23 protein-coding genes are annotated in these 25,545 nt (G+C 70.2%); 10 read left to right on the top strand and 13 right to left on the bottom strand.

Annotated elements, in window-relative coordinates:
* Window positions 1-42 precede the first annotated feature (42 nt).
* From Q673_RS26705 to Q673_RS26680, 6 genes are all read right to left on the bottom strand, one after another.
* Entirely contained in the window at window positions 43-1,422 is a 1,380-nt protein-coding gene (locus Q673_RS26705; RefSeq protein ID WP_023005757.1) for an L-serine ammonia-lyase, read from the bottom strand.
* Window positions 1,423-1,476: 54 nt separating this feature from the next.
* Window positions 1,477-2,715 (bottom strand): serine/threonine transporter SstT, encoded by a 1,239-nt coding sequence (gene sstT, locus Q673_RS26700; RefSeq protein ID WP_023005756.1) that lies wholly within the window; start codon window positions 2,713-2,715, stop codon window positions 1,477-1,479.
* 133 nt (window positions 2,716-2,848) lie between these two features.
* Window positions 2,849-3,964 (bottom strand): glycine cleavage system aminomethyltransferase GcvT, encoded by a 1,116-nt coding sequence (gene gcvT / locus Q673_RS26695; protein ID WP_023005755.1) that lies wholly within the window; start codon window positions 3,962-3,964, stop codon window positions 2,849-2,851.
* 274 nt (window positions 3,965-4,238) lie between these two features.
* Window positions 4,239-4,481, bottom strand: coding sequence for a hypothetical protein (locus Q673_RS26690; protein ID WP_023005754.1), 243 nt, complete (start codon window positions 4,479-4,481; stop codon window positions 4,239-4,241).
* Window positions 4,482-4,605: 124 nt separating this feature from the next.
* Window positions 4,606-6,339, bottom strand: a complete 1,734-nt coding sequence (locus Q673_RS26685) for an isocitrate/isopropylmalate family dehydrogenase (RefSeq protein WP_023005753.1) — start codon at window positions 6,337-6,339, stop codon at window positions 4,606-4,608.
* Between the two features lie 371 nt (window positions 6,340-6,710).
* Complete coding sequence (locus Q673_RS26680) at window positions 6,711-7,958, bottom strand: threonine ammonia-lyase (RefSeq protein ID WP_023005752.1); 1,248 nt, start codon at window positions 7,956-7,958, stop codon at window positions 6,711-6,713.
* 151 nt (window positions 7,959-8,109) lie between these two features.
* On the opposite strand from Q673_RS26680, the gene Q673_RS26675 reads away from it, so the two are divergent.
* Together Q673_RS26675 and Q673_RS26670 are read left to right on the top strand one after the other, a co-directional pair.
* Complete coding sequence (locus tag Q673_RS26675; protein WP_023005751.1) at window positions 8,110-8,859, top strand: tellurite resistance TerB family protein; 750 nt, start codon at window positions 8,110-8,112, stop codon at window positions 8,857-8,859.
* Complete coding sequence (locus Q673_RS26670; RefSeq protein WP_023005750.1) at window positions 8,859-9,332, top strand: phosphatidylglycerophosphatase A family protein; 474 nt, start codon at window positions 8,859-8,861, stop codon at window positions 9,330-9,332. Before Q673_RS26675 ends, Q673_RS26670 begins: the two co-directional genes overlap by 1 nt.
* Here Q673_RS26670 and Q673_RS26665 read toward each other — a convergent pair.
* Window positions 9,317-11,239: an alkaline phosphatase D family protein gene (locus Q673_RS26665; RefSeq protein ID WP_023005749.1), complete on the bottom strand. Its 1,923-nt coding sequence runs from the start codon at window positions 11,237-11,239 to the stop codon at window positions 9,317-9,319. The genes Q673_RS26670 and Q673_RS26665 overlap by 16 nt on opposite strands.
* Window positions 11,240-11,535: 296 nt before the next feature.
* On the opposite strand from Q673_RS26665, the gene Q673_RS26660 reads away from it, so the two are divergent.
* The 5 genes from Q673_RS26660 (at window position 11,536) to Q673_RS26640 (ending at window position 16,698) form a co-directional block, all read left to right on the top strand.
* Window positions 11,536-12,654 (top strand): substrate-binding domain-containing protein, encoded by a 1,119-nt coding sequence (locus Q673_RS26660; RefSeq protein WP_023005748.1) that lies wholly within the window; start codon window positions 11,536-11,538, stop codon window positions 12,652-12,654.
* A gap of 24 nt (window positions 12,655-12,678) precedes the next feature.
* Complete coding sequence (locus Q673_RS26655) at window positions 12,679-13,833, top strand: ABC transporter ATP-binding protein (RefSeq protein ID WP_031218060.1); 1,155 nt, start codon at window positions 12,679-12,681, stop codon at window positions 13,831-13,833.
* Window positions 13,826-14,713: an ABC transporter permease gene (locus Q673_RS26650; protein WP_200861405.1), complete on the top strand. Its 888-nt coding sequence runs from the start codon at window positions 13,826-13,828 to the stop codon at window positions 14,711-14,713. Before Q673_RS26655 ends, Q673_RS26650 begins: the two co-directional genes overlap by 8 nt.
* A gap of 30 nt (window positions 14,714-14,743) precedes the next feature.
* Window positions 14,744-15,547, top strand: a complete 804-nt coding sequence (locus Q673_RS26645; RefSeq protein ID WP_023005745.1) for an ABC transporter permease — start codon at window positions 14,744-14,746, stop codon at window positions 15,545-15,547.
* Window positions 15,548-15,795: 248 nt separating this feature from the next.
* Window positions 15,796-16,698 carry a cation diffusion facilitator family transporter gene (locus Q673_RS26640; RefSeq protein ID WP_023005744.1) on the top strand — a complete coding sequence of 301 codons (903 nt, stop codon included), beginning with the start codon at window positions 15,796-15,798 and terminating at the stop codon, window positions 16,696-16,698.
* On the opposite strand, the gene Q673_RS26635 is transcribed toward Q673_RS26640, so the two are convergent.
* Genes Q673_RS26635 through Q673_RS26625 form a run of 3 tightly spaced genes read right to left on the bottom strand, consistent with a single transcriptional unit; the run spans window position 16,695 to window position 19,128 of the window.
* Window positions 16,695-18,050, bottom strand: coding sequence for a sensor histidine kinase (locus Q673_RS26635; RefSeq protein ID WP_023005743.1), 1,356 nt, complete (start codon window positions 18,048-18,050; stop codon window positions 16,695-16,697). The two genes, Q673_RS26640 and Q673_RS26635, sit on opposite strands and share 4 nt — an antisense overlap.
* Entirely contained in the window at window positions 18,047-18,718 is a 672-nt protein-coding gene (locus Q673_RS26630) for a response regulator transcription factor (RefSeq protein ID WP_023005742.1), read from the bottom strand. Before Q673_RS26630 ends, Q673_RS26635 begins: the two co-directional genes overlap by 4 nt.
* Window positions 18,715-19,128, bottom strand: a complete 414-nt coding sequence (locus Q673_RS26625) for a PepSY domain-containing protein (protein WP_235048504.1) — start codon at window positions 19,126-19,128, stop codon at window positions 18,715-18,717. Before Q673_RS26625 ends, Q673_RS26630 begins: the two co-directional genes overlap by 4 nt.
* A 76-nt stretch (window positions 19,129-19,204) precedes the next feature.
* Between Q673_RS26625 and Q673_RS26620 the strand changes: the two genes are divergently transcribed.
* The gene (locus Q673_RS26620; RefSeq protein ID WP_023005740.1) at window positions 19,205-19,672 is read left to right on the top strand and encodes a PepSY domain-containing protein; all 468 of its coding nucleotides are present in this window, start codon (window positions 19,205-19,207) and stop codon (window positions 19,670-19,672) included.
* 88 nt (window positions 19,673-19,760) lie between these two features.
* Here Q673_RS26620 and Q673_RS26615 read toward each other — a convergent pair whose 3' ends face one another.
* The 3 genes from Q673_RS26615 to Q673_RS26605 all read right to left on the bottom strand — a co-directional run bounded on the left by Q673_RS26615 (window position 19,761) and on the right by Q673_RS26605 (window position 22,099).
* Window positions 19,761-20,543 (bottom strand): sulfite exporter TauE/SafE family protein, encoded by a 783-nt coding sequence (locus Q673_RS26615; protein WP_023005739.1) that lies wholly within the window; start codon window positions 20,541-20,543, stop codon window positions 19,761-19,763.
* A complete protein-coding gene (locus Q673_RS26610) occupies window positions 20,543-21,115 on the bottom strand; it encodes a gamma-glutamylcyclotransferase (protein WP_023005738.1) in 573 nt (190 codons plus the stop codon). The genes Q673_RS26615 and Q673_RS26610 overlap by 1 nt, the downstream gene beginning before the upstream one ends.
* A 75-nt stretch (window positions 21,116-21,190) precedes the next feature.
* Window positions 21,191-22,099 (bottom strand): LysR family transcriptional regulator, encoded by a 909-nt coding sequence (locus Q673_RS26605; protein WP_023005737.1) that lies wholly within the window; start codon window positions 22,097-22,099, stop codon window positions 21,191-21,193.
* 167 nt (window positions 22,100-22,266) lie between these two features.
* On the opposite strand from Q673_RS26605, the gene Q673_RS26600 reads away from it, so the two are divergent.
* On the top strand, window positions 22,267-23,778 hold the full coding sequence (locus Q673_RS26600; RefSeq protein WP_023005736.1) for a CoA-acylating methylmalonate-semialdehyde dehydrogenase: 1,512 nt from the start codon (window positions 22,267-22,269) through the stop codon (window positions 23,776-23,778).
* 71 nt (window positions 23,779-23,849) lie between these two features.
* Window positions 23,850-25,496 carry a GMC family oxidoreductase gene (locus Q673_RS26595; RefSeq protein WP_023005735.1) on the top strand — a complete coding sequence of 549 codons (1,647 nt, stop codon included), beginning with the start codon at window positions 23,850-23,852 and terminating at the stop codon, window positions 25,494-25,496.
* Window positions 25,497-25,545 lie beyond the last annotated feature (49 nt).

The raw sequence follows: 25,545 nt of genomic DNA, 5'->3' as shown, positions 1-25,545 counted from the left end.
ACTCCCCCTCCTACTCGATCCGCTCGAGTGGCGAGCATCGGCTCAGCACTCGATGGCGTTGACGGCCAGCCCGCCCGTCGAGGTCTCCTTGTATTTCGCCTGCATGTCGGCGCCGGTGTCGCGCATGGTGCGGATCACCTTGTCCAGCGAGATGAAGTGCTGGCCGTCGCCACGCAGCGCCATCTGCGTGGCGTTGATCGCTTTCACCGAGGCGATGGCGTTGCGCTCGATGCAGGGCACCTGCACGAGCCCGCCCACCGGGTCGCAGGTCAGCCCCAGGTTGTGCTCCAGGCCGATCTCGGCGGCGTTCTCCACCTGGTCGATGGTGCCGCCCATCACCTCGGTGAGGCCGGCGGCGGCCATGGCGCAGGCGGAACCCACCTCGCCCTGGCAGCCCACCTCGGCGCCGGAGATGGAGGCATTCTTCTTGCACAGGATACCCACGGCACCGGCGGCGAGCAGGAAGTCGACCACGTCGCGATCGGAGGCGCCCTTCTGGAACTGCATGTAGTAGTGCAGCACCGCCGGGATGATGCCCGCTGCGCCGTTGGTGGGGGCGGTGACCATGCGCCCGCCGGCGGCGTTCTCCTCGTTGACCGCCAAGGCGTAGAGGTTCACCCAGTCCATGGCCGACATGGTGGAGGCGATCAGCGAATGGTCGTCGGTGCTGGCCAGCATGCGCTGGTGCAGGGCGCGGGCGCGGCGCTTGACGTTGAGCCCGCCGGGCAGCACGCCCTCGGCCTCGAGCCCCTTGGCGACGCAGGCCTGCATGGCCTGCCAGATCCGGCACAGCCCCTCGCGGATCTCCGCCTCGCTGCGCCACACCTTCTCGTTCTCCAGCATCAGCTCGCTGATGCGCAGGTCGTGCTCGCGGCACATGCGCAGCAGTTCGTCGGCGGTCTGGAAGTCATAGGGCAGCTCGGTGTGGTCGGTGTCCAGCGCCCCCTCGGCGGCCTGGGCCTCGTCGATCACGAAGCCGCCGCCCACCGAGTAGTAGGTGTTGCGGTAGAGCTCGTCGGCATGGCCGTGGGCGATCAGGCGCATGGCGTTGGGGTGGCGTGGCAGGCTCTCCTCGAGCAGCTGCAGGTCACGCGCCCAGATGAAGGGCACGCTGTTGCGGCCGGCCAGGCGCAGCGCCTCGGCCTCCTTAAGCTCCTCGATGGAGGGGGCGATGATATCGGGGTCGATGCGGTCGGGCCGCTCGCCCATCAGGCCCATGAGCACCGCACGGTCGGTACCGTGACCGATGCCGGTGGCGGAGAGCGAGCCGTAGAGCTGCACCTCGACCCGGGCGACCCGGGTCAGCAGGTCGCGGGCCTCGAGCTCGCCCACGAAGTCGCAGGCGGCCTGCATCGGCCCCACGGTATGCGAGCTGGAGGGCCCGATGCCGATCTTGAACAGGTCGAAGACGCTGATGGACATGGTCGTGAACCTCTTTGTTGTCGTGAACCTCTTTGTTGTCTTGGCGGCTCGGTACTATTGCGTCGCGACTCGCGCCTGCCGGCTCTCGGCGGCGCGGCAGGCGGCCGCGGTGAACAGCACGTCGGTGGAGGAGTTGAGCGCCGTCTCGGTGGAGTCCTGGACCACGCTGATCACGAAGCCGATCGCCACCACCTGCATCGCCACGTCGGTGGAGATGCCGAACAGGCTGGCGGCCATGGGGATCAACAGCAGCGAGCCGCCGGCCACGCCGGAGACCCCGCAGGCGGCCAGCGCCGAGACCACGCACAGCAGCAGCGCGGTGGGGAAGTCCACCGGGATGCCCAGGGTGTGGGCCGCGGCCAGGGTGATCACCGAGATGGTGATCGCCGCGCCCGCCATGTTGATGGTGGCTCCCAGCGGAATGGAGATGGCGTAGGTGTCGGGGTCCAGGTCGAGCCTCTCGCACAGCTCCATGTTGACCGGGATGTTGGCCGCCGAGCTGCGGGTGAAGAAGGCGGTGATGGCGCTGCCGCGCAGGCAGGCGAACACCAGCGGGTAGGGGTTCGTGCGGGTCTGCCAGAAGACGATCAGCGGATTGGTGACCAGCGCCACGAACAGCATGCAGCCGACGATCACCCCCAGCAGCTGGCCGTACTCGAGCAGCGCGCCCAGGCCGGACTCCGCCAGGGTGTTGGCGACCAGGCCGAAGATGCCCAGCGGGGCGAAGCGGATCACCAGGTGGACGATGCCGGAGATGGCCGTGGAAAGGTCATTCAGGGCGCTGCGGGTGGTCTCGCTGGCCTGGCGAAGCATCAGCCCCAGGCCGATGGCCCAGGCCAGGATGGCGATGAAGTTGGCCTCAATCAGGGCGCTGACCGGGTTGCTCACGGCATTGAGCAGCAGGTCGCGGAGGATCTCGATGATGCCGCCCGGCGGATTGCCGCTCACCTCGGGCATGTCCAATGTCAGGGTGGTGGGGAAGACGAAGCTGGCCACCACGGCCACCAGCGCCGCCACCAGGGTGCCGATGACATAGAGCAGCAGCACGCCGCGGATATGGGTGGGCTGCCCCTGGCGGTGCCCGGCGATGGCCGCGGCCACCAGCACGAACACCAGGATCGGTGCCACGGCCTTGAGGGCGGAGACGAACAGCTGACCAAGCAGCGAGAACGAGGTGGCGAGCTCGGGGGCCAGCAGGGCGAGCAGCAGGCCGCAGACGATGCCGATGGCGATCTGGGTGATCAGACCCAGGCGCAGCAGCGGGCCGAAGAGGGCGTTCAGCGTGGAGGTCATCGAGGATCTCTCGGTGTTGAGGAAGTTGACATGCTGGGTGGCCGAGACCGGATCGGGCGGCCTCGATCGTTTCGACCTGCCCCGGCGGGGTAGTGCCGGGGCAGGGTATTCCCCTTGCGTCGCGGCGGGGCGCCTACTTGCCGCGGTAGTAGCCCGGGGTGATGAAGGGGGTCTTGGTCACAGTCATCGGCAGGTGCTTGCCGCGCACCTCGGCGTAGACGGTGGTGCCCACCTCGGCGTTGGCGATGGTCACGTAGCCCATGGCCACCGGGGCGCCGACGCTGGGGCCGAAGCCGCCGGAGGTGACCTGGCCGATGGCGTTGCCGTCGGCGTCGAGCAGCGGGGCGCCCTCACGCACCGGGGCGCGCCCCTCGCCGAGCAGGCCGACACGCTTGCGGGTGTGGTCCTTCTCGGTGACCTGATGGAGCACCAGGTCGGCGCCGGGGAAGCCGCCGGGGCGCTCGCCGTCGCGGCGACGCGGCTTGCCGATGGCCCAGATCAGGCCGGCCTCCACCGGGGTGGTGGTGGTGTCGATGTCGTGGCCGTAGAGGCACAGGCCGGCCTCCAGGCGCAGGGAATCGCGGGCGCCCAGGCCGATCGCCTCGACCTCGGGCTCGGCCAGCAGGCGGCGGGCCAGGGCCTCGCTCTGCTCGGCGGCCACCGAGATCTCGAAGCCGTCCTCGCCGGTGTAGCCGCTGCGGCTGATCCACACCGGGATGCCGTCGATCTCGACGTGGCGGTGCTGCATGAAGACCATCTCGTTGGCCTCGGGGCAGAGGCGCGCCATCATCTCGGCGGTCTTCGGGCCCTGGATGGCGATCAGGCCGCGGTCGAGCTCCTCGATGGTATGCCCCTCGGGCAGGCCGCGGCGCAGGTGGGCGATGTCCTGGGCCTTGCAGGCGGCGTTGACCACCAGGTAAAGGTGGTCGCCGGCGTTGACCACCATCAGGTCGTCGAGGATGCCGCCCTCCTCGCTGGTGAACAGCGCATAGCGCTGCATGCCCTCGGGCAGGCCGACGATATCCGCCGGCACCAGGGTCTCCAGGGCCTCGGCGGGGGAGGGGCCGCGCAGCAGCAGCTGGCCCATGTGCGAGACGTCGAAGAGTCCGCAGGCCGTGCGCGTGTGCTCATGCTCCTTCTTCACGCCCAGCGGGTACTGTACCGGCATCTCGTAGCCGGCGAAGGGCACCAGCTTGGCGCCGAGTTCGACGTGCAGGTCATACAGGGGAGTGCGCTTCAGCTCGCTCATGTGGGGCCTCCGGAATCAGGGGAATCGAAGCGGCTTGCCTCAAGGATAGCGGCAACCGGCGTCATGACGCCTAGAGTAGACGAAGTTTCCTATAAGAAACAATGGGGCCATGACAAGAAACCGCCGCCGGGTAGGCCGGCGGCGGTCGATGTGCTGATTAATGGCCCAGGGGGGTGAGGTTGTCCCGCTGAGGGGGCGCGGTGGTGGGGCGTCGAGGGGGCGTTCAGGTGGCCCGCTCGAGTGCCGGTTTTCCTATCGGAAACTGGCGTCCGGCTCAGGTGGCGTCGAGCGCGTCGGTGCGGAAGAGGGTCGCCTCCTCGCCGGGCAGGGTGACGGAGAACTCGCCGCCGCCCAGGTAGCTGACCGGGTGCCCCTCGCGGGTGCGCAGGGCGGGCTCGCCGCTCACCGGCCCGCTGCGTGCCAGCTCGCCGAGCTCCTTCACGCTGACCAGGATATCGATCATCACCTCGCGGCCCTGGTCGTCGAAGGCCATGACGGTGTGTTCGTGCTCGCTCATGGGGAGGCTCCGTCTGTCGTCGATTGCCCCCAGTATCGGCATTTTCGAGCCGCGAGGCGAGTGGCCGAATGACGCGGGGCCTGCACCTGGCAGGCCCCGTCGGGTCGGGAGGGTAGGCGGGGGCTCAGAGTCGGCTGGCGACGGCGTCCAGGAAGCCCTGCATGTCGACCAGGGTCTCGTTCTCCGGGGCGTTGGTCTTGCCCTTGAGGTCGCCGGTGATGATGCCGGCGTCCACGGTGTCGATCAGCGCCGCCTTGAGGCGGTGGGCGTAGTCGACCAGGGCGGCGTTCTCCTCGCGCTCGCCGAGGGTCTCCAGGGCGTTGGCCACGGCGTAGAGCAGGGCGGAGGAGTTGAAGTGGGCCTCCTTGCCGTCGCTCTCCAGGTACCTCAGGTAGAGGTCGTGGGCGGTGCCGTGGGGCGCCTCGAACAGCATGGTGCCGTCCTTGCTCTCGATGATGGAGCTAGCGGTGGCCAGGCTGCCACCCAGCGCGGCGGAGATGTCCGAGAAGATGTCGCCGTCCAGGTTCTGCGCCGGGTAGAGGGCGTTGCGGGGCGGGTCGGTGATCATCTTGATGAGCTGGCTGGAGGGCCGCATGATCATGAAGGAGGGCGGCGGGGTGCCGGCCTCGGCGAGCTCCCGGCGCACGTCGGTGATCACGGTGCTGAACACCTCGTCGTACTCCATGTACTCGCGCTTGAGGCCGAAGTAGACCTCCTTGCTCTTGCGCGAGGCATCGCGGAACACCTGCAGCACCCAGTCCTTGATCGCCTCGTGGTCGTTGGACATCAGCAGGATGGGGTCGCCCTTCTTCACGTGGCGGGCGTGCTTCTCCTCGCCGTCGACGATCACCTTGAGGATGCCGTCCTCGTCGGCGGGGGCGTTGAAGCTGCCGTACTGGTCGCCACCGCCAGCGCTCATGCGCGAGATGGAGACCTGGGCCTTGCGGTCGGGGATGCCGAAGCGCTTGAGCTGCTCCACCAGCTTGAAGAGCTTGCGCCCGGTGGTGTTGTCGGGCACGCCCCACAGCGCCCGCTCGGGCGGGTTGGCGACGAGCCGCGCGGCCTGGGCATCGATCAGCTCGTAGAAGTAGGCCAGCCCCAGGGCCTCGACCTGCTCGCGGTAGTGCTGCTCGAAGATCCCCTCGATGGCGGCGCGCATCACGCCGTCGTAGCCGGAGATCACGGTGTCCTTGAGGCCCAGGTAGATGTCGCGCTTCTCGTCGATGGCGCGCTGGAAGAAGCGGTGGGCCCAGGCCTTGACATCCTCCAGGTCGTTGGTGGCGAGCAGCCAGGGGTCGCCCTTCTTGACCTCGCGGCGGTGGAGCTCCACCGGGTCGCCGCTGGCGCCCACGAACATCAGCTTGACGATGCCGGTGGCGCGGGAGAGCTCGTTGTAGCTCTCCTTGATGCCACCCACCTCCATGGTCTCCACCTCGATGTCGCGGCCGACCCACTCGGGACGCTTGACCTGGAGGTTGCGGAACTGGATGTCCTCGCGGGTGATATTGCCGCCGATGCCCTTGCGGATGGCGCCGTTGGGCGACTTGGTGGCCAGCGGGTGCAGCTTGGTGCCGTCGAGCTCGGGGTGCTTGGCGAGCAGCTCGCCGAGCTGGGCGCGGTTGACCGTCATGCCGGCGTTCTTGATGCCCACGCCGTGGCGCTTGAGGGCCTCGACGGCGTCGACCACCACCTGGCCGTTGGTGACCAGGCGGTTCTCCGCGGAGAGGTCGATCTCGACCAGCGGGATCTCCAGCCGGGAGGTCACGAAGGTGTCGAGGATCTTCTCAAAGGCTACCTGGGCCATCTCGTCACCGTGGAGGATGACCAGGGGGGCGTCGACTGTGATCTTGCTGCTCATCGCCTCGTCTCATTTTCAGCACGCTGGGAAGTGCGCCTAGGGTACGCCGGAAGCCCGGGAGGCGCCATTCCCCCAAGGGGGAAGGCAGGGCCATCGCCGATGGCAGCACCGATCAAGGCTGTTCCGGCGACAGGCCCCGGGGCGCCGGACCGTCGATGGGGCGCTACGAGTACGTCCTTGTAGGCTACCTCGGCCCTGCGGCACTCTCGCATCCTGCTACGCTTGCAGGTCCGGTGCTGGCCATCCATGGCCAGCCCGTTCGGAGCAGTGCTCCTCACCCCTGGTCCTCGGACCCCCTCTCCGACCTGTCCCCGGCGCCTTTCGCTATCGCCCTGTCGGTAACCGCGATAGCCAGCAGTGGGAGAGGGCCCTTACCCCTCGCTGCCGGCCCAGCGCTCGTCGGGGTGGACCTCGTTGGCGGGCAGCACCGGGTCGTAGCCATCCTGGCGCAGCGCCTCGATCACCTCCCGGGTGTGGTCGCTGCCGAGGGTCTCCAGGGTAGCCTCGACCTCGGTGGCGCGCAGCGAGAGGTCGGTGAAGGTGCGGTGGTGGGCGATATGGATGACGTTGGCGTGGCACTCGGCCAGGCGCCGGGTCAGCTCGGCCAGGGCGCCGGGCACGTCGGGGATCGCCACGCGCACCCGCACGATGCGCCCGGAGCGCACCAGGCCACGCTGGATCACCGAGGAGAGCGCCAGCATGTCGATGTTGCCGCCGCACAGGATCAGCCCCACCTTGCGGCCCCGGTAGCGCTCGGGGTCGGCTAGCACCGCGGCCAGGCCGGCGGCGCCGGCGCCCTCCGCCACGCTCTTCTCGATCTCCAGCAGCAGCAGGATGGCGCGCTCGATCTCGGGCTCGTCCACCAGCACGATATCGCGCACCCGCTCGCGCACGATGGGCAGGGTCAGCTTGCCCGGCTGCTTGACGGCGATGCCCTCGGCCAGGGTGGCCAGGCCGCAGTGGATCGGTTCGCCAGCCAGCGCCTGCTGCATGGCGGGGAAGCGGGTGGTCTGAACCCCCACCACCTCGATGCCGGGCTTGAGCTCCGTGGCGGCGATAGCGTTGCCGCCGATCAACCCGCCGCCGCCGATGGGGATCACCAGGGCGTCGAGGTCGGGGGCGTCCTCGAGCATCTCCAGGGCGATGGTGCCTTGCCCCGCGATGATGCGCTCGTCGTCGTAGGGGTGGACGAACACCAGGTCGCGCTCGGCGGCGAGGCGGTGGGCGTAGTCGCCGGCCTCGGCGACCCCGTCGCCGTGGAGGTGCACCTCGGCACCGAGCCGGCGGGTGTTGTGCACCTTGAGGTTGGGCGTATGCCGCGGCATGACGATGGTGGCGCGGATGCCCAGCCGGGCGGCGTGATAGGCCACCGCCTGGGCGTGGTTGCCGGCGGACATGGCGATGACCCCACGCTCGCGCTCCTCGGGGGTGAGAGTGAGCAGGTGGTTCAGCGCGCCGCGCTCCTTGAAGGCGGCGGTGAACTGGTGGTTCTCGAACTTGATGAAGAGTTCGCAGCCGGTGATCCGCGACAGGGTACGGGAGTGCAGGCAGGGGGTGCGCTCCACGCTGCCCCGGATGCGCTCGGCGGCGGTGCGGATGTCTTCTAGGGTGACGCTCATCTGGGCCGCTCCGTGGTTCGTGTCATCCCTCATCATGCTGTCTCGCACCGGGGATGTCGAAACGCCCGCGGGGAATGTCGAAACCCTGCGGCTGGGATAGAGTCCATCCAGGACACCCTTCCTTCATACATGGGATCACGAGGAGAGCGCGATGAACGCCAGCAAGATTCTCGAGCAGCTGATGCGCCAGGCCGGCGGCCAGTCCGGCAACGCCGGCGGAAGCGGCGGCCAGGGCGGTTCGGGCCTGGACATCAAGGGCATGCTGGACGGCCTCTCCCGCCAGCTGGGCGGTGGCGGCGAGTCCGCCTCGGGCCAGGGTGGCGGTTCCGGTGTCGACGTGAAGAGCCTGCTCGGCGGCGGCGCCCTGGGGCTGCTGGTGGGCTCCAAGCGCGGCCGAAAGCTGGGCGGCAAGGCGCTCAAGTACGGCGCCATCGCCGGGGTCGGGATGCTGGCCTGGAAGGCGTGGCAGGGCTCCCGTGGCGGCGCCGACCAGGTACAGGGGGCCCCCGCTGAGGGCGAGCCGGTGGAGCGCCTGGGGGGCGAGGCCCGCGAGCGGCGCAGCCTGGAGCTGCTGCAGGCGATGATCATGGCGGCCCGTGCCGACGGCCATATCGACGCCCAGGAGCGCGAGCTGATCGCCGGCCAGATCGACGCCCTGGGGGCGGACGACGAGCTCCACGCCTGGGTCGAGCGCCAGCTGTCGGCGCCGCTGGACGCCGAGGCCCTGGCCGCCCAGGTGGACTCCCCCCAGGCGGCCCGCGAGATCTACCTGATCAGCGTGGCGGTGGTGGACGAGCAGAACGCCATGGAGCGCGCCTGGCTCGACCAGCTGGGCCGCGCCCTGGCGCTGCCGGGGGAGGTCACCTCGGCGCTGGAGCATCAGGCGCGTGAGGCCGGCTGATGCACGAGACGCTGATGGTGCTGGCCACCGGCCTGGGGCTGGGGCTCTCGCCCTGGGCGTCGGGCACGCTGGGGTCGCTTCTCGGCGTGCCGCTGGCGTGGTGGCTCCTGGGTCGCTCACGGCGGGTGCAGGTCGCGGTGACGCTGGCGCTGCTGGTGGCCGCGGTGCCGGTCTGCCACCTGGCCGAGCAGGCGCTTTCCGCCAAGGATGACGGGCGCATCGTGCTCGACGAGATCGTCGCCTTCCCGGTGGCGGTGCTGGGGCTGGCGGCGGCCCGCCAGCCCTGGGCGATGGCTTCCGCCTTCGTGGTCTACCGGGTCTTCGACGCGACCAAGCCGCCGCCGGTGAGCCTGGCCGAGGCGGTGCCCGGCGGTGCTGGCATCGTGCTCGACGACCTGATCGCCGCGGCCCTGGCCTGGCTGGTGATGGCCGGCGGCTTGGCGCTGTGGCGGCGGCGTCAGCCCTCCTCGTGAGCTGGTGGCGGGAAGGTCACATCGAAGCCACGGGCGTCGAGCTGGCGGATCGCGCGGGGGCGGCCCTGGTCGTCGAAGTCGACCAGGCCGATCCCACTGCCATTCCAGAGCCGCTCGCCGGCCTTGGCGCGATCCGGGTCGCGGGGCGTAATGGCCAGGCGGCGGCGCTTGGTGAACCAGTTGAGCGGTGAGCGGGGCGCGTAGAGCCAGCGGTTCAGGCGGTCGAACCAGTCGAGCAGGGTGTCGGGGAAGGCGTTCTTGATGCCGCTGGAGGTGATCTGCCACAGCCGCGGCCCCTGGCGGCGCTGGCGGATGCGGATGTCGTAGGCGAAGGAGTAGTGCACGTCGCCGGAGAGGATGACGTAATTCCCCGGGGTGCGCGAGTGGCGGAAGATGTTGAGCAGCACGCTGGCCGCCCCGCGATGGGCCATCCAGTTCTCGGCGTCCACCAGCAGCGGCTTGCCGGCCAGGGTGAAGAGCTTCTGGACCACCTCGATCAGCTTGACCCCGAACATCGGCGCCGGCGAGACGATGATCACCGAGCGGTGGTGGAGCAGCGCCTGCTGGAAGTCGCTCAGCGCCTCCCAGTCCATCAGCCCCGAGGGGCGCCTGGGGCTCCTCTCGCTGCGCCAGCGCCGGGTGCGGGTGTCGAGCACCACCAGCGGCGGCTCGCCGGGGACCTGGTACTCCCACCCCTCGAAGCGCAGCAGGTCCCGGATCAGGGCGTCCCACCCGGCGGCGTCGAGCCAGCCGTCGCCGGCCGCGGCCCGCTCGAGGGGCTCGATGGCCGCCGCCAGCGGCTCGGCCAGGCGCTCGGGGTCGTTGCCCCAGCCCTGGAAGAGCAGGTAGCCGAGCAGGGCGTTGCCGATGATGCGCCGCGAGAAGGGGTGGCCGTAGGCGGTGCGCTCCCAGTCGGCGGTGAGGTTCCAGTCGTCGGTGATGTCATGGTCGTCGAAGATCATCAGGGTCGGCAGCCGCGCCAGCAGGCGCGCGGCGGCGGGCAGCCCGGCCACGAAGCGCTCGATCACCTCGCGCTGCTCGGCGAACAGCGCGGCATGCCGGTCATCCAGCGCGGGCGTGGCCACCTCGATCAGCTCCCAGGGCGTCGGTGACCACACCAGCAGGTACATGGCCGCCACCTCGGCGAAGGTGGCCAGGTGGTTGCGGGCGTTGGCGGAGGTGAACACCGGCTTGCGCACCCCGCCGAAGAAGCGCTCGCGAAGGTTCTCGCTGCTCTCGACATCGGGCAGCAGCGACTCGCGATCGTAGTAGTGGGCGGCCTCGCCATGCAGCGCCCGGCTGTCGGCCACCACGGCTCCTTCCAGCGGCTCGTCGAACAGCCCCAGGCGGCGGATCAGGGCATGGATGGCCACCAGCATGGGGCCGGCGACGTCGTCGGCGTAGACCTGGTCGCCGGTCATCAGCAGCCAGGCGGGGCGCTCCTCGGGGGCCGTGCGGCGCTCGGCCAGCCAGGCCTCGGCGCGCACCAGGCCGTCGCCGCCGTCGTGGTGGGGCTTGCGGCAGGAGCCGTGCAGCAGCCGGTGGTGGCGGCCGGCCAGCACGAAGGTGGGCAGCGCACCGTCGGCCTCGAGTAGGTGGGGGGCCCAGTCGGCGATGCCGCTCGCGCGCTCGCCCTCCTGAACGCAGAGGTCGTAGGCGACCAGGGTGTCGGTCGGCAGCGGGGTTTCCAGCGGCAGGTCGATCAGGTGCAGCCAGGCGTGGCGGCCCAGCGGTACCCGCCGGCAGTGGGCGTCGAGGGGCAGCCGTCGCGTCGCCTCGCCGGCCGGGGTGAGGGCGAGGGTCGGCGCGAGGGGGCGGCTCGCCGCCAGCCACAGCACCAGGCGGTCGGGGGTGAGGCGGCGCAGCAGCGGGCCGGCGAGCACGGTGGGGAGGGAAGCGTCGTCCATGGGCGAGGTCGTCTGCGATTTCCTTGGGGCACCCCGTCACCGACAGGCGCGCGGGGTCGAGGTTCCACCCTCGCCGATGCAACACACCTCGACAAGCGTCGCGTTGAGGCGCCTCACTGGCGCGGTGCGGGGAATCGCCTACAGTGGAGATTCAGGTTGAACGGTCATGCAAGCGTCATGCGGGTGTCATCCGGCCGTCATGGCCGGGCGCCATAAGGGGAAGGCGCGTCGCACCCGCTACGGCGTCGGACCTCGTCTCGCCAGTACGGACCTCGTCACACAAGGAGAACTCGCCCATGTCGATCACCCGTCGCCGCTTCCTGCAGGGCTCCCTGGCCGCCGGCGCGGCCGCCACGCTGCCCACCCCCTTCTACATCAACCGGGCGCTGGCCCAGCAGGAGCCGCTGCGCATCTACGCCTGGGCGGGCTACTTCAACGACGCCATGCTGGCCGACTTCACCGACAAGACCGGCATCCCCGCCACCTTCACCCCCTACGGCACCAACGACGAGCTGATGAACTCGCTGCGCGCCAGCGCCGGCGAGGGCTTCGACGTGATCATGCCCACCGTGGACCGGGTGCCGGGCTACCTGGACTACGATCTGATCCAGCCCCTGGACGAGTCGCGCATCCACTGGGACGGCGCCCTGGAGAGCGCCATCCAGGGCTCCGAGGTGGGCGGCGTGGTGGATGGCAAGCGCTACTTCGCGCCCAGCGACTGGGGCACCGAGGCGATCACCTGGCACCGCCGCTACGCCGACATCGACCGCGCCAACCTCAGCTACGCCGACCTGTGGAATCCCGAGCACGGCCAGGGCGTGACGGTGCGCGGTCACTCGGCGCTGGTGGGCATCGGCCTGTGGCTGGAGCGCGAGGGGCGCCTGCCGCGGCCACTGCTGGATTCCTACGCCAGCGAGGAGGCGATGCGCGCCAACTTCGACGTCATCCTCGAGGAGGCGATCAAGCACAAGGCGATGCTGGTGCAGTTCTGGAACACCGAGAACGAGGCCCAGGCCGCCTTCCGCACCAACGGCGCCATCATCGGCCAGACCTGGGACTCCACCGCCTTCCGCCTGCAGCAAGAGGGCGACGACATCGCCTACGGCGCGCCGAAGGAGGGCGCCCTGGCGTGGATGGAGGGCTTCGTGATCCCCAAGAACGCCCGCAACCCGGACGCCGTCTACGAGCTGATCAACTGGTACTACACCCCCGAGGCGGGCGCCATGTTCGTCGAGGCCACCGGCTACAACTCCACCTCCAGGGGGGCCACCGAGCTGCTGCCCGAGGCGACCCGGCGCTTCTTCACCGAGTCCTACACCGAGCAGGACCTCGAGAACCTGTGGTGGTGGCCGATCCAGGAGCCCTGGTACGTGGCGCTGCGCAACGAGTATCAGGATCGCTACCTGTCCGCCTGACGGATGCCTGGCCGCGAGGTGACCATGGACGGCAGTGTCCGCCTGGAGGAGGTGGTGATGCGCTTCGGCGACTTCACCGCCATCGACAAGACATCGCTGACCATCGGCTCGGGGGAGTTCTTCAGCTTCCTCGGGCCCTCGGGATGCGGCAAGACCACCCTGCTCAACATCGTCAGCGGCTTTCTGACCCCCAGCGAGGGGCAGGTGCTGATCGGCGGCGAGCCCATGGCCGGGGTGCCGGTGAATCGCCGCCCCACGGCGATGATCTTCCAGAACCTGGCGCTCTTCCCGCTGATGACGGTGTTCGACAACATCGAGTTCGGCCTGGAGGTGCGCGGGGTCGACCGCCGCACCCGTCGCGCCACCGCCGAGCGCCTGCTGGCGCTGGTGGCCCTGGAGGGCAGCGGCCCCAAGCGCATCGACGAGCTCTCCGGCGGCCAGAAGCAGCGCGTGGCGATCGCCCGGGCGCTGGCGGTGGAGCCGCGGGTGCTGCTGCTCGACGAGCCGCTCTCGGCGCTGGACCTCAAGCTGCGCCAGCACATGCGCAGCGAGCTCAAGGCGATCCAGCGCAAGACCGGCATCACCTTCATCTACATCACCCACGACCAGGGCGAGGCGCTGACCATGTCCGACCGGGTGGCGGTGATGTCGGCGGGGCGCCTGCAGCAGGTGGCCGACCCGGTGACCCTCTACCGCCAGCCTGCCACCGGTTTCGTGGCCGCCTTCGTCGGCGAGAACAACCGCATCGAGGCCAGGGTGATCGAGCGCCTGGGCGAGCGGGTGCGCCTGGATGCCGGGGCCCTGGGCGAGCTCGAGGGGCGCGTGGGCGAGGAGGCGGGGCTCGGCGTTGGCGTGGAGGTGGCGCTCTACCTGCGCCCGGAGCAGCTGCGCCCGGTGGCCGCCGATGCCGGCGGCATGACCCTTCCCGCGAGGGTCGAGTCGGTGAGCTTCGAGGGCGCCTGGCTGATGGTGGCGGCGCGCCTCGAGGGCTCCGGCGAGGTGCTGCGCATGCAGCTCGGCAGCGAGGTATCGCGCGGCTTCGCCGATGCCCTCTCCCGCGGCGAGGCGATTACCCTGGGCTTTGATCCCGCCGAGACGGTGGTGCTGCCCCGGGATGACGGCCCGCGCGTCGATGCCGAGACCGGCGAGGTGGTGGAGGCGAGCGATGGGCATCGCTAGGCAGCTCGCCGCGCGCTTCGGCGGTCCGCTGACGGCGGCGATCCTCACCCTGCTGGGCATCTGGCTGATCCTGATGGTGACCCTGCCGCAGCTGCAGATGATCGACTACTCGCTGCGCCCCAACCTGCTGCCCGACCAGCGCGGCGGTCCCGAGGATGGCTGGACGCTCGCCAACTACGCCACCCTGTTCGCCAACGACATCCACCGGGCGATCTTCCTCAAGACGCTGTGGTCCAGCGTGCTGGTGACCCTGCTGACGCTCGGCGTCAGCTACCCGCTGGCCTGGTACCTGGCCAAGGTGGCCACCCCACGGCAGGCGGCGCTGTGCCTGCTGCTGCTGATCATCCCCTTCTGGATCAACGAGATCCTGCGTACCTACTCGTGGTTCATCCTGCTGGCGTTTCGCGGGCCGCTCAACGAGCTGCTGATGATGCTGGGGCTGATCGACCGCCCCATCCGCTTCCTCAGCGGCGATGCCGGGGTGATGGTGGGCATGGTCTACGCCTACATCCTGTTCATGGTGTTCCCGGTCTACAACGCCATCGAGAGCCTCGACGACAACCAGGTGCGCGCCGCCCGGGACCTCGGTGCCGGCACCCTGCGCACCCATCGGCGCATCGTCATCCCCCACGCCAAGCCGGGCATCGCCACCGGCTGCATCATGACCTTCATGCTGGCCGCCGGCAGTTACGCGGTGCCGGCGCTGCTCGGCTCGCCGGGCAGCCGCTGGTTCACCCAGATCATCTACAACTGGTTCTTCGAGGGCGGCAACTGGAACCAGGGGGCGGCCTACGCCTTCCTGCTGCTGGTGCTGTGCATCGGCTTCATGTCGCTGGTGATGAAGGTGTTCAAGGTGGGGCTGGGAGACATTGCTAAATGAAACACTGGGCCAAATGAGGAGTCGGGTCGGATGAGTTCGCAACGGCTGCTGGGCTGGGGCCTGCGCTTCTACGTGGTGGTGTTCTTCGGCTACCTCTTCCTGCCGCTCGCCATCATGGCTGCGGCCACCTTCAACGACAGCCGCTTCCCCACCGTGACCCCCTGGGACGGCACCACCCTGCGCTGGTTCGGTGAACTGGCCGAGGATGGCGCCATGTGGCAGGCGCTGGCCAACAGCGCCATCGTTGCCATCGGCGTGCTCCTGCTGGCGGTGCCCATCGGCATCGCCACCGCGCTGTTCCTCAACACCGTCTCGAGCCGCGCCAAGCCCTTCCTCTACGCGCTGATCCTCTCGCCGCTGCTCACCCCCGGGGTGATCATCGGCATCTCGACGCTGATCTTCTGGCGCCAGTGGGGCGTGGGCGGCGGCATCTTTCTCACCGTAGTGGGCCAGGCTACCTTCATCGCCGCCTACGTGATGCTGATGGTCACCGCCCGGCTGCAGCGCTTCGACCGCACCCTGGAGCGCGCCGCCCTGGACCTGGGTGCCACCCCCTGGCAGGCGTTCCGGCGCATCCTGCTGCCCTTCCTCAGGCCGGCGATCCTCTCGGCGGGGGTGATCGCCTTCCTGCAGTCGTTCGAGAACTACAACACCACCCTGTTCGTGGTGGGCTACGACACCACCCTGACGGTCTATATCGCCTCCAAGGTGCGCACCGGTCTGACCCCGGCGGTCAACGCCCTGGGGCTGATCCTGATCCTGGTCACGGTGCTGCTGGCGACGGCCTACGAGCTCAAGCGACGCCGCGAGGCTGCAAGGGTAGCAGGCGTATAGGTGTATAGCAGGGGCGCTGGGGGCAGGTCGAAGGGGAGGCCATACGCCAGGGGTGAGGAGCACTGCTCCGAACGGGCTGGCCACGGATGGCCAGCACCGCTCCTGCAAGCGGAGCGGGACGCGAGAGCGAAGCAGGGCGTTGGTAGCGCCCAGGGAGGGGTTCACAGCGCCTCCCCGTAGACCTGCCCCCAGGTAAGCCCCGTGGGCGGGCCTGATGCTATGCTGGGGGCCCGCCACAGGAGGGCCCCATGTCCCACGATCATGCCCATGACCACGCCCCTCACGCCCACGACAGCCGGCGCCGGCTGAGCTGGGCGATCCTGCTCACCGGCGGCTTCATGGTCGCCGAGGTGGTGGGTGGCATCGTCTCCGGCTCGCTTGCGCTGCTCGCCGACGCCGGCCATATGCTGACCGACACCGCTGCTCTGGCGCTGGCCTGGTTTGCCGCCTGGATCAGCCAGCGGCCCGCGGACGGCCGGCGCAGCTATGGCTCCCACCGGGTGCAGACCCTGGCCGCCTTCGTCAACGGCATCACCCTGATCGCCATCGTGGTGTGGATCGCCATCGAGGCGGTGCGCCGCTTCCTTGCGCCGGTGGCGGTGATGGGCACCACCATGCTGACCATCGCCGTGCTGGGGCTGGTCGTGAACTTGGTGGTGTTCGCCATCCTCCACGGTGGCGACCGCGACAACCTCAACATGCGCGGGGCCGCCCTGCACGTGCTGGGCGACCTGCTGGGCTCGGTGGCGGCCATCGTCGCCGCCGTGGTGATCCTGGTCACCGGCTGGACCCCCATCGACCCGCTGCTGTCGCTGCTGGTGGCGGCGCTGATCCTGAGGAGCGCCTGGAAGCTCACCCGCGAGGCGGGGCATATCCTGCTGGAGGGCTCGCCCGAGGATCCCGATGCCGCGACCCTGCGCCGGGAGATCCCCGCGGCGCTGCCGGCGGTGCAGGACGTCCACCATGTGCACGTCTGGTCGCTGACCCCGGCACGTCACCTGGTCTCGCTGCACGCCGCGGTGGCCGCGGATGAGGATCGCCAGGCGACCCTGGTGGCGATCAAGGCGCTGCTGGTGGAGCGCTACGGCATCCGCCACGCCACCATCCAGGTCGAGACGCCGGGCGACTGCGCTGACGACCCGCCGCGCTAGCCCGGGTCGCGCTCGCGCAGCAGGCTCGCCGGCAGCCGGACCCGTGCGGCCAGTCCGCCGAGCGTCGAGCGCGTCAGCGTAAGCTCGCCGCCGTGCAGCGCCACCAGCTCGCCGACGATGGCCAGCCCCAGGCCGCTCTGGGAGCGCCGCTCGTCGAGCCGTGCGCCGCGCCCCAGGGCCGCCTGGCGCTGGGCCTCGTCCATGCCGGGGCCGTCGTCCTCCACCGCCAGCCACACCCCGTCATCCGCCTCGCCGCCGTCGAGGCGCACCTCGCGCGACGCCCAGCGCAGGGCGTTGTCGAGCAGGTTGCCGACCAGCTCCTGCAGGTCCTGGGGATCCAGGCGCACGCGCAGCGTGGCGGGCAGTGCCACCCGGAGCTCGATGCCGCGTCGCTCGGCCAGGCGGCCCAGCCCCTCGACGATGGGAGCGAGCACCTCGGCCACCGCCACCCGCGGCGCCAGGCCGGCGTCGCCCCCCGCCGTGGCCCGCGCCAGGTGGTGACGCACCGCGGCGTCGATGCGCGCGAGCTCATCGCGCAGGCGCCCGCGCCGCGGCTCCTCGATGCCGTCGGCCAGGGTGGTCAGCACGCTGACCGGGGTCTTCAGGGCGTGGGCCAGGTTGCCGGCGGCGTGGCGAGCGTGGGCCATCAGCCGGTGGTCACGCTCCAGCACCCCGTTCATGGCCGCGGCCAGGCGGGCGAGCTCCTCCGGGAGTCGTGTATCCAGGCGCTCGGCCTGGCCATCCTCCACCCGGCGAAGGTCGGCGCGCAGGCGGCGCAACGGGGCCAGCCCCCAGCGGATCTGCAGCGCCAGGGCGGCCAGCAGCAGTGCGCCGAGGCCGGCCAGGGAGAGCGCCAGCAGGCGGTCGAAGCGGGCGATCTCGCTGTCCAGCGGCTCCCGGGAGATCGCCACGGCGACATGCAGCGGTTCGGCCAGGGGGGCCAGGCGGATGTCGCGTTCGATGGCGCGCAGCGGCGTGCCGCGCGGCCCCGTGAGGTCGCGGAAGGCGATCTCGGGGTGGGCGGCGGTGGCCAGGCGCTGGTCCCACAGCGAGCGCGAGGCGAGGGTGTGCCCGCCGCCGTCGCTGGCCTGCCAGTACCAGCCGGAGAAGACCCGCGTGAAGCGTGGCTCGCCCAGGTCACGCTGCAGCACCAGCTCGCCGGCGACCTCGTCCCAGGCCAGCCCGGCGACCACCACCCGCAGCAGCGATTCCAGCCGCTCGTCGAAGCTGGCGGTGGCGGTGGCCTCGACGTGGCGGGAGAGGGCGATGCCGGCCAGCGGCAGCGAGACCAGCAGGACCGTCAGCGTCGCCAGCATCAGCCGGCTGGCCAGGGAGAGGCGACGTGCGGTCATGAAGCCGCGTCGGTGTCGACCAGGCGGTAGCCCTGGCCGCGCCGGGTCTCGATGCGCGCGGCCCCCAGCTTGCGACGCAGGCGGCTGACCTGCACGTCGATGACGTTGGAGTCGGGCTCGTGGTCGCGGTCATAGACATGCTCGGCGAGCTCGCTGCGGCTGACCACCCGTGGCGCGGCGTGGGCCAGGTAGGCGAGCAGCCGCGACTCCTGGGCGGTGAGGCTGACCGGGCGCCCGGCTAGGGTGACGCTGCCGGTGTGGGTGTCGAAGGCCAGCTCGCCGACCCGGATCACCGGGTGGGCGTGGCCGTGGCTGCGGCGCACCAGGGCGTGGAGTCGGAACAGCACCTCGGCGGTCTCGAAGGGCTTGGTCACGTAGTCGTCGGCGCCGGCGGAGAAGCCGGCGGCCTTGTCGGCCCAGCGGGTGCGGGCGGTGAGCACCAGCACCGGCAGCTCGAGGCCGTCCTCACGCCACTCGGCGAGCCAGCGGCTGCCGTCGCCGTCGGGCAGGCCCAGGTCGAGGATCACCGCGTCGTAGGCCTCGGTGCGCACCAGGAAGTCCGCCTCGCCGCCGCTGGCGGTGTGCTCGAGCAGCAGGCCGGCATCCCCGAGCGCCTCGCCCAGCGCCTCGGCCAGCGCCGGGTCGTCCTCCACCAGCAGTACCTTCACGGTGCCTCCTTGCGCCGCATGGCGTCGATTCTCACGCCCTCCATGCCGACCAGCTCGCCACTCTCGGCATCGAACTCGAACTCCACCTTCTGCCCCTGGGGCCCCAGCATCTCGATCTCGTAGACCAGCCGGCCGTCGTCGCGCTCCAGCTCCACCTCCAGCACCTGGCCCGCGTAGCGCGCCTCCAGCCAGTCGAGGAGCTCGGGCAGGGCCACGATCCGCTCCTCGCGCACCGCCTCGTGGAGCTCCTGCCAGTGCTCCTCGGCGACCGCGGGAGCGGCGGCCAACGGTACCAGCAGCCCGGCGAGCAGGGCTGCCGGCAGCAGCGCGCGGGCACGATGGAGGAGGGTAGTGTAGGGGCGAGGTATCAGCATGGGCTCAGGGTGCCAGGGGCAACATGAACAGAGCATGAACGGCCTCGTCACCTTCGGGCAAGGTGGGAAGGCGTGTAATAGCCCGGCAACCCGCAGACAAGAGGACGACACCATGCAACGCAAGATGATCCTGACCGCCTCCATGGCCGCCCTGCTGGGCGCCGCCACCCTGGCCCAGGCCGCGGACGATCGCCTGGCCAGCGAGCGCCTCGACGAGGTGCTGGCCCAGGCCGGCGACTTCGGCTTCCAGACCTATGAGGAGATCGAGGTGAAGCGCGACGACCGCGTCGAGGTCGAGGGCTGGCTCGACGACGAGTGGCAGGCCGAGGTGAGCTTCGACCTGGCCAGCGGCGAGAGCCTGAAGGAGGAGCGCAGGAAGCGCGACGGCGGCGCCTGGGGCCTTTCCGAGGCCGAGGTGCGCGACGCCATGGCGCTGGCCGTGGCCGAGGGCCTGGTCGCGTTCGAGGAGCTCCAGGTCGACCGCGACGGCCGCGTCGACATCGAGGGCTATGACGCCGACGGCCGTGAGCTGGAGGTCAAGAGCCGCGACGGCGAGGTGCTCGAGGTCGAGCACGAGTGATTCGAGGGCCCGGCGCGACAGGCGCCGGGCTCTCTTGTGCGTGCCTTGCTGCATGGCCCCCGCCCCTGGCGGGGCAGGGGCGTGCCCATCAGCGCAGGGGTGCGAGCAGCCCCACCAGGCTGACCAGGATCAGCACCGCGCCCAGCACCCGGAAGTAGAGGTTGGTGCGGCTGCCCACCAGGTAGCGGTGGGCACGCTCGCCCAGCAGGTGCCCCACCAGGGCGCAGGGCAGCAGCCACAGCTGGTGGATCAGCTGCAGGTCGACCCCGGCGATCAGGAAGGAGACCATCTTGATCAGCACCAGGATGAACCACAGCACGAAGAGCGTGTCGCGTAGCTGGCGGGCCGCCACGTGGGTGGCGAACACCGCCACGATCAGCGGCGCGCCGATCAGCGAGGTGCCGCTGACATAGCCACCCAGCGCCAGCAGCAGGGCGTCGACCCAGGGGTGGTGGCTGCGGAAGGGCTTGTCGAGCACGTAGCCCACCGCATAGACCATCACGATCACGAAGATGATGCTGGTCATCACATGGCCGGGCAGGGTCAGCAGGCCGACCACCCCGACCAGCTTGGGCACGATCATCACCTTCATGGCCCGCCACAGGTAGGCCCAGTCGATGTTGCCCTCGGCCGGCTTGCGGCCACCGTTCTCGGCCACCAGCTGGCGATGGCCGTTCCAGGCGATCCAGCTGGAGAAGATCAGCAGGTGGATGGCGATGATCGGCAGGAACACCAGCGGCTGGTCGTGGACCAGCAGCAGGAAGGGCAGCGAGAGCACCGCGCCGCCGAAGCCCAGGCTGGTACGCACGAAGCCGCTCCACACGAAGATCAGGGCGATCGCCAGGTACTGCCAGGTCGCGAGCGCCTCCATCAGTCACGTTCTCCGGGCAGCCTGGCGGCCAGGGCGAAGACGTGCTCATCCTCGACCTCGAGGGCGCGCAGCGCCTCGGCCAGGTGCAGCAGGTAGTCGCGGTTGGGGCCGCTGGGGCCGTGGGCGGCGGCGATCTGGGCGGCGATGGCGTCCAGCGGGGCGTCGCCGAGGTAGGCGGCGTTGTCGGCGCCGGCCAGGTAGACCAGCCCCTCCGCATGCCCCCCGGCGTCGTCGTCGAAGCCCAGGGTGATCACCTCGCGCAGGTAGCCATTCTTCTCGCGCACGTCGAGCGGCGCGAGCACCTCCGGGGTGATGCGGTAGGCCATGCCGTGGCAGACGGCACCCGGTTCGCGCACCAGGGTGACCACCCGGCCGGGGGCCTCAGGGGTGCCGCGATGGTCGTGGGAGCCCTGCCAGAAGCGCCGCACCCAGCCGTGGATATGCGCCGGGCGGCGTTCGATATAAGGAAAATCGGCCTTCCAGATCAGCGAGCCGTAGCCGAACAGCCAGATGGCGTCGTGGCCGGCGAAGTGGTTGCGCTGACGATTCTGCTGGGTGGTATCGTGGCTCATGAGTGAGGTCGTGGAGATTGTTAGGCGGAAAAGCGTCCATGATGCGCCGCCGCCGGCGCGATGTCGAAGACAGCCTCAGGCCTCCGAGCCTCCCCACACCGCCTCCAGGGCCGAGAGGGCCTCGGCGATCACCGGCTCCTCCTCTCGCCCCCGGGGCCACAGGAAGCACAGCGCGCAGGGCAGGCGAATCCCCTCGGCGAGTGCCAGGCCGCGCTCCTGGCGCTCGGTCATGGCCAGGGTGTCCCGCGCCAGGCTCAGCCCCACGCCGGCGCGCACCAGGTCGAGCATGCACGCCTCCTGGTCGACCCGGGCCACCCCGCGCGGCGCCAGCCCCAGGGGCGCCAGCGTCCCCTCGAGCAGGCGCTGGTGCACCGAGTCGGGCGGCGTGACGATCCAGGGCAGGCCGGCGAGCCGGGTCCAGTCCGCCCCGGCCAGGCGACCGCCCCAGCCCGCCGGGGCGATCACCCGGTAGTCGAAGTGGGTCAGCTCGCGGTGGGCGATGGTGTCGGCCTGCGCGCCGGGCCCCTCGCCGGGCGGCGCCAGGTAGAAGCCGACGTCGAGCTCGTCTCGTCCCAGGCGGGCCAGCACGCTGCCGCTCATGCCGTGGGAGAGTTCGGTCTCCAGCTGCGGGGCGCGCTCCACCAGGCGGTGCAGGAAGGCGCCCAGGCGGATGAACTCGGGGTCGACGATGGTGCCGATGCGCAGCCGGCCGCGCAGGGTGCTGTGCAGGGCCCGGGCCTGCTGCTCGAAGGCGGCCATGGCGGCCAGCGCCTTGTCGGCGGCGGGCAGCAGCGCCTCGCCATCCTCGGTCAGCACGAGCCCCTGGGGGCGGCGACGGAACAGGGTCAGCCCCACCTCCTGCTGGAGCTGCTTGAGCTTGAGGCTGACCGCGGGCTGGGTCAGGTGCAGGCGCTCGGCGGCGCGGGAGACGCTGCCCGCGCGGGCCACGCCGACGAAGGCACGCAGGGTCTGAAGGTCGGCCATGGGGCGCTCCGGGAGGAGTGATATCAGAGAAACTTATACGCTGCTTTTGGATTTCTCAATTGATCCCGGCCGGCGGCGCGTTAGTCTGGAAGCGTTGCATCCCCATGATACGGGCGTCCCGAGCCACACCCCTCGGGAGCATCCCGATGACAATGACGAGGCGAGATATGAGCACTGCCAGCATCCAGCACTATATCAACGGCGCCATCTCCGGCGGCGAGTCCGGGCGCACCCAGCCGGTCACCAACCCGGCCACCGGCGAGGTCACCGGCCAGGTGGCGCTGGCCAGCGCCGCCGATGTCGATGGCGCGGTGAGTGCCGCCGCCGCGGCCTTCCCGGCCTGGGCCGACACCCCGCCGATCCGCCGTGCCCGGGTGCTGTTCAAGTTCCTCGAGCTGCTCAACGCCAACAAGGATGCCCTGGCCGAGGCGATCACCCGGGAGCACGGCAAGGTGTTCACCGACGCCCAGGGCGAGGTGGCCCGGGGCATCGATATCGTCGAGTTCGCCTGCGGCATCCCGCAGCTACTCAAGGGTGACTACACCGAGCAGGTGAGCGGCGGCATCGACAACTGGACGATGCGCCAACCGCTGGGCGTGGTGGCCGGCATCACCCCCTTCAATTTCCCGGCCATGGTGCCGATGTGGATGTTCCCGGTGGCCATCGCCACCGGTAACACCTTCATCCTCAAGCCGAGCCCGCTCGACCCCAGCGCCTCGCTGATGATCGCCGACCTGCTCAAGCAGGCCGGGCTGCCGGACGGCGTCTTCAACGTGGTGCAGGGCGACAAGGAGAGCGTCGAGGCGCTGATCGACCACCCCGAGGTGCGCGCGCTCTCCTTCGTCGGCTCCACGCCCATCGCCAACCTGATCTACGAGCGTGGCGCCCGCCATGGCAAGCGGGTGCAGGCCCTGGGCGGGGCCAAGAACCATATGGTGGTGATGCCCGATGCCGACCTCGACAAGGCGGTGGATGCCCTGGTCGGCGCCGCCTACGGCTCCGCCGGCGAGCGCTGCATGGCGATCAGCGTGGCGGTGCTGGTGGGCGACGTGGCCGACCAGGTGGTGCCGCGCCTGGCCGAGCGGGCGCGCGCCCTCAAGGTCAAGGACGGCATGCAGCTTGACGCCGAGATGGGGCCCATCGTCACCCGCCAGGCCCACGAGCGCATCACCGGCTACATCGCCAAGGGCGTGGAGGAGGGCGCTGAGCTGGTGGTCGACGGCCGTGAGTTCGATGCCTCCACTACTGGCGAGGGCTGCGAGCAGGGCTTCTGGATGGGCGGCACCCTGTTCGACCATGTCACCCCGGAGATGACCATCTACCGGGAGGAGATCTTCGGCCCGGTGCTGGTCTGCGTACGGGTCCCGGACGTCGCCACCGCCATCGAGCTGATCAACGCCCACGAGTTCGGCAACGGCGTGAGCTGTTTCACCGAGAGCGGCAGCGTGGCCCGCGAGTTCGGCCGGCGCATCCAGGTGGGCATGGTGGGCATCAACGTGCCGATCCCGGTGCCCATGGCCTGGCACGGCTTCGGTGGCTGGAAGCGCTCGCTGTTCGGCGACACCCACGCCTACGGCGAAGAGGGTGTGCGCTTCTATACCAAGCAGAAGTCGATCATGCAGCGCTGGTCCGACTCCATCCGCGGCGGCGCCGAGTTCGCCATGCCGACCCATAAGTAACTCCGGCCACCCAATGCCCAGGCGAGAGGCGCCGGTTTCGCCTCTCGCCGATTGCGACGTGAGAGCACGCCATGGCAGAACAAGAATTCGACTATATCGTGGTGGGAGCCGGCACCGCCGGCTGCCTGCTGGCCAACCGCCTGAGCGCCGACCCGGCCAACCGGGTGCTGCTGATCGAGGCGGGGGGCCGCGACAACTACCACTGGATCCATATCCCGGTGGGCTACCTCTACTGCATCGACAACCCGCGCACCGACTGGCGCTACCGCACCGAGCCGGACGCCGGCCTCAACGGCCGCTCGCTGATCTACCCCCGCGGCAAGACCCTGGGCGGCTGCTCGAGCATCAACGGCATGCTCTACATCCGCGGCCAGGCCCGCGACTACGACGGCTGGGCCGAGCTCACCGGCGAGCCCGAGTGGCGCTGGGAGCGCTGCCTGCCCGACTTCCGGCGTCACGAGCACCACTATCGCCTGGACGAGGGGGGCGATGCCGACCCCGATCACGCCGACTACCACGGCCACGGCGGCGAGTGGCGGGTGGAGAAGCAGCGCCTCAGGTGGCAGGTGCTGGACGACTTCGCCACCGCGGCGGTGGAGGCGGGGATCCCGCGCACCCGCGACTTCAACCGTGGCGACAACGAGGGGGTCGACTACTTCGAGGTCAACCAGCGCCGCGGCTTCCGTTGGAACACCGCCAAGGCCTTCCTGCGCGACGTCGAGAGGCGCGACAACCTGACCCTGTGGCACTCCACCCAGGTGCTGGGGCTGGAGCTCGACCGCGAGGAAGGCGAGCCCCGGGCCCGCGGCGTGCGCGTCGAGCGCGGCGGTGAGCAAACCGTGGTGCGCGCCGGGCGCGAGGTGATCCTGGCCGCCGGGGCGATCGGCTCGCCCCAGCTGCTGCAGCTCTCCGGCATCGGCCCGGCGGCGCTGCTCGCCGAACACGACATCCCGGTGGTGGCCGACCTGCCTGGGGTAGGGGAGAACCTCCAGGACCACCTGCAGATCCGTTCGGTCTACAAGGTAACCGGGGCCAGGACCCTCAACACCATGGCCAACTCCCTGGTGGGCAAGGCGAAGATCGGCCTGGAGTATGCGCTGAAGCGCTCGGGGCCCATGAGCATGGCGCCCTCGCAGCTGTGCGCCTTCACACGCAGCAGCGAGGCCTTCACGCATCCCAATATCGAGTACCACGTGCAGCCGCTGAGCCTGCCCGCCTTCGGCCAGCCCCTCGACACCTTCCCGGCGATCACCGCCAGCGTCTGCAACCTCAACCCCACCAGCCGCGGCACGGTGCGCATCCGAAGCCGCGATCCGCGCCAGGCCCCGGCCATCGCGCCGAACTACCTGAGCACCCCCGAGGATCGCCAGGTGGCGGCCGACTCGCTGCGGGTCACCCGGCGCATCGCGAGCCAGCCCGCCTTCGCCAGGTACGCGCCGGAGGAGGTCAAGCCCGGCCTCGAGTACCAGAGCGACGACGACCTGGCGCGCCTGGCCGGCGACATCGGCACCACCATCTTCCACCCGGTGGGCACGGCGAAGATGGGGCGCGATGACGACCCCATGGCGGTGGTCGACCCGCACCTGCGGGTGCGGGGCGTGGCGGGCCTGCGGGTGGTGGACGCCAGCGTGATGCCCACCATCACCAGCGGCAACACCAACTCGCCGACGCTGATGATCGCCGAGAAGGCGGCACGCTGGATCCTCGCCGGGGCCTGAGCGTCACGTTCCGGTCATCCAGTGCAAATAGTGTTTGACGTGCGCCCGC

The sequence above is a fragment of the Halomonas sp. PBN3 genome, from assembly GCF_000475415.1.
GTDB lineage: Bacteria > Pseudomonadota > Gammaproteobacteria > Pseudomonadales > Halomonadaceae > Halomonas > Halomonas shengliensis.
The sequence above is the reverse complement of the archived record's forward strand: the minus strand, read 5'-3'. Positions and strand labels throughout refer to the sequence as shown.

What these genes read in the sequence shown, in the direction of transcription:
- Q673_RS26705 (WP_023005757.1), bottom strand. Translation starts at nt 1,422, where the DNA reads ATGTCCATCAGCGTCTTCGACCTGTTCAAGATCGGCATCGGGCCCTCC.
- sstT (WP_023005756.1), bottom strand. Translation starts at nt 2,715, where the DNA reads ATGACCTCCACGCTGAACGCCCTCTTCGGCCCGCTGCTGCGCCTGGGT.
- gcvT (WP_023005755.1), bottom strand. Translation starts at nt 3,964, where the DNA reads ATGAGCGAGCTGAAGCGCACTCCCCTGTATGACCTGCACGTCGAACTC.
- Q673_RS26690 (WP_023005754.1), bottom strand. Translation starts at nt 4,481, where the DNA reads ATGAGCGAGCACGAACACACCGTCATGGCCTTCGACGACCAGGGCCGC.
- Q673_RS26685 (WP_023005753.1), bottom strand. Translation starts at nt 6,339, where the DNA reads ATGAGCAGCAAGATCACAGTCGACGCCCCCCTGGTCATCCTCCACGGT.
- Q673_RS26680 (WP_023005752.1), bottom strand. Translation starts at nt 7,958, where the DNA reads ATGAGCGTCACCCTAGAAGACATCCGCACCGCCGCCGAGCGCATCCGG.
- Q673_RS26675 (WP_023005751.1), top strand. Translation starts at nt 8,110, where the DNA reads ATGAACGCCAGCAAGATTCTCGAGCAGCTGATGCGCCAGGCCGGCGGC.
- Q673_RS26670 (WP_023005750.1), top strand. Translation starts at nt 8,859, where the DNA reads ATGCACGAGACGCTGATGGTGCTGGCCACCGGCCTGGGGCTGGGGCTC.
- Q673_RS26665 (WP_023005749.1), bottom strand. Translation starts at nt 11,239, where the DNA reads ATGGACGACGCTTCCCTCCCCACCGTGCTCGCCGGCCCGCTGCTGCGC.
- Q673_RS26660 (WP_023005748.1), top strand. Translation starts at nt 11,536, where the DNA reads ATGTCGATCACCCGTCGCCGCTTCCTGCAGGGCTCCCTGGCCGCCGGC.
- Q673_RS26655 (WP_031218060.1), top strand. Translation starts at nt 12,679, where the DNA reads ATGGACGGCAGTGTCCGCCTGGAGGAGGTGGTGATGCGCTTCGGCGAC.
- Q673_RS26645 (WP_023005745.1), top strand. Translation starts at nt 14,744, where the DNA reads ATGAGTTCGCAACGGCTGCTGGGCTGGGGCCTGCGCTTCTACGTGGTG.
- Q673_RS26640 (WP_023005744.1), top strand. Translation starts at nt 15,796, where the DNA reads ATGTCCCACGATCATGCCCATGACCACGCCCCTCACGCCCACGACAGC.
- Q673_RS26635 (WP_023005743.1), bottom strand. Translation starts at nt 18,050, where the DNA reads ATGACCGCACGTCGCCTCTCCCTGGCCAGCCGGCTGATGCTGGCGACG.
- Q673_RS26625 (WP_235048504.1), bottom strand. Translation starts at nt 19,128, where the DNA reads ATGCTCTGTTCATGTTGCCCCTGGCACCCTGAGCCCATGCTGATACCT.
- Q673_RS26620 (WP_023005740.1), top strand. Translation starts at nt 19,205, where the DNA reads ATGCAACGCAAGATGATCCTGACCGCCTCCATGGCCGCCCTGCTGGGC.
- Q673_RS26615 (WP_023005739.1), bottom strand. Translation starts at nt 20,543, where the DNA reads ATGGAGGCGCTCGCGACCTGGCAGTACCTGGCGATCGCCCTGATCTTC.
- Q673_RS26610 (WP_023005738.1), bottom strand. Translation starts at nt 21,115, where the DNA reads ATGAGCCACGATACCACCCAGCAGAATCGTCAGCGCAACCACTTCGCC.
- Q673_RS26605 (WP_023005737.1), bottom strand. Translation starts at nt 22,099, where the DNA reads ATGGCCGACCTTCAGACCCTGCGTGCCTTCGTCGGCGTGGCCCGCGCG.
- Q673_RS26600 (WP_023005736.1), top strand. Translation starts at nt 22,267, where the DNA reads ATGAGCACTGCCAGCATCCAGCACTATATCAACGGCGCCATCTCCGGC.
- Q673_RS26595 (WP_023005735.1), top strand. Translation starts at nt 23,850, where the DNA reads ATGGCAGAACAAGAATTCGACTATATCGTGGTGGGAGCCGGCACCGCC.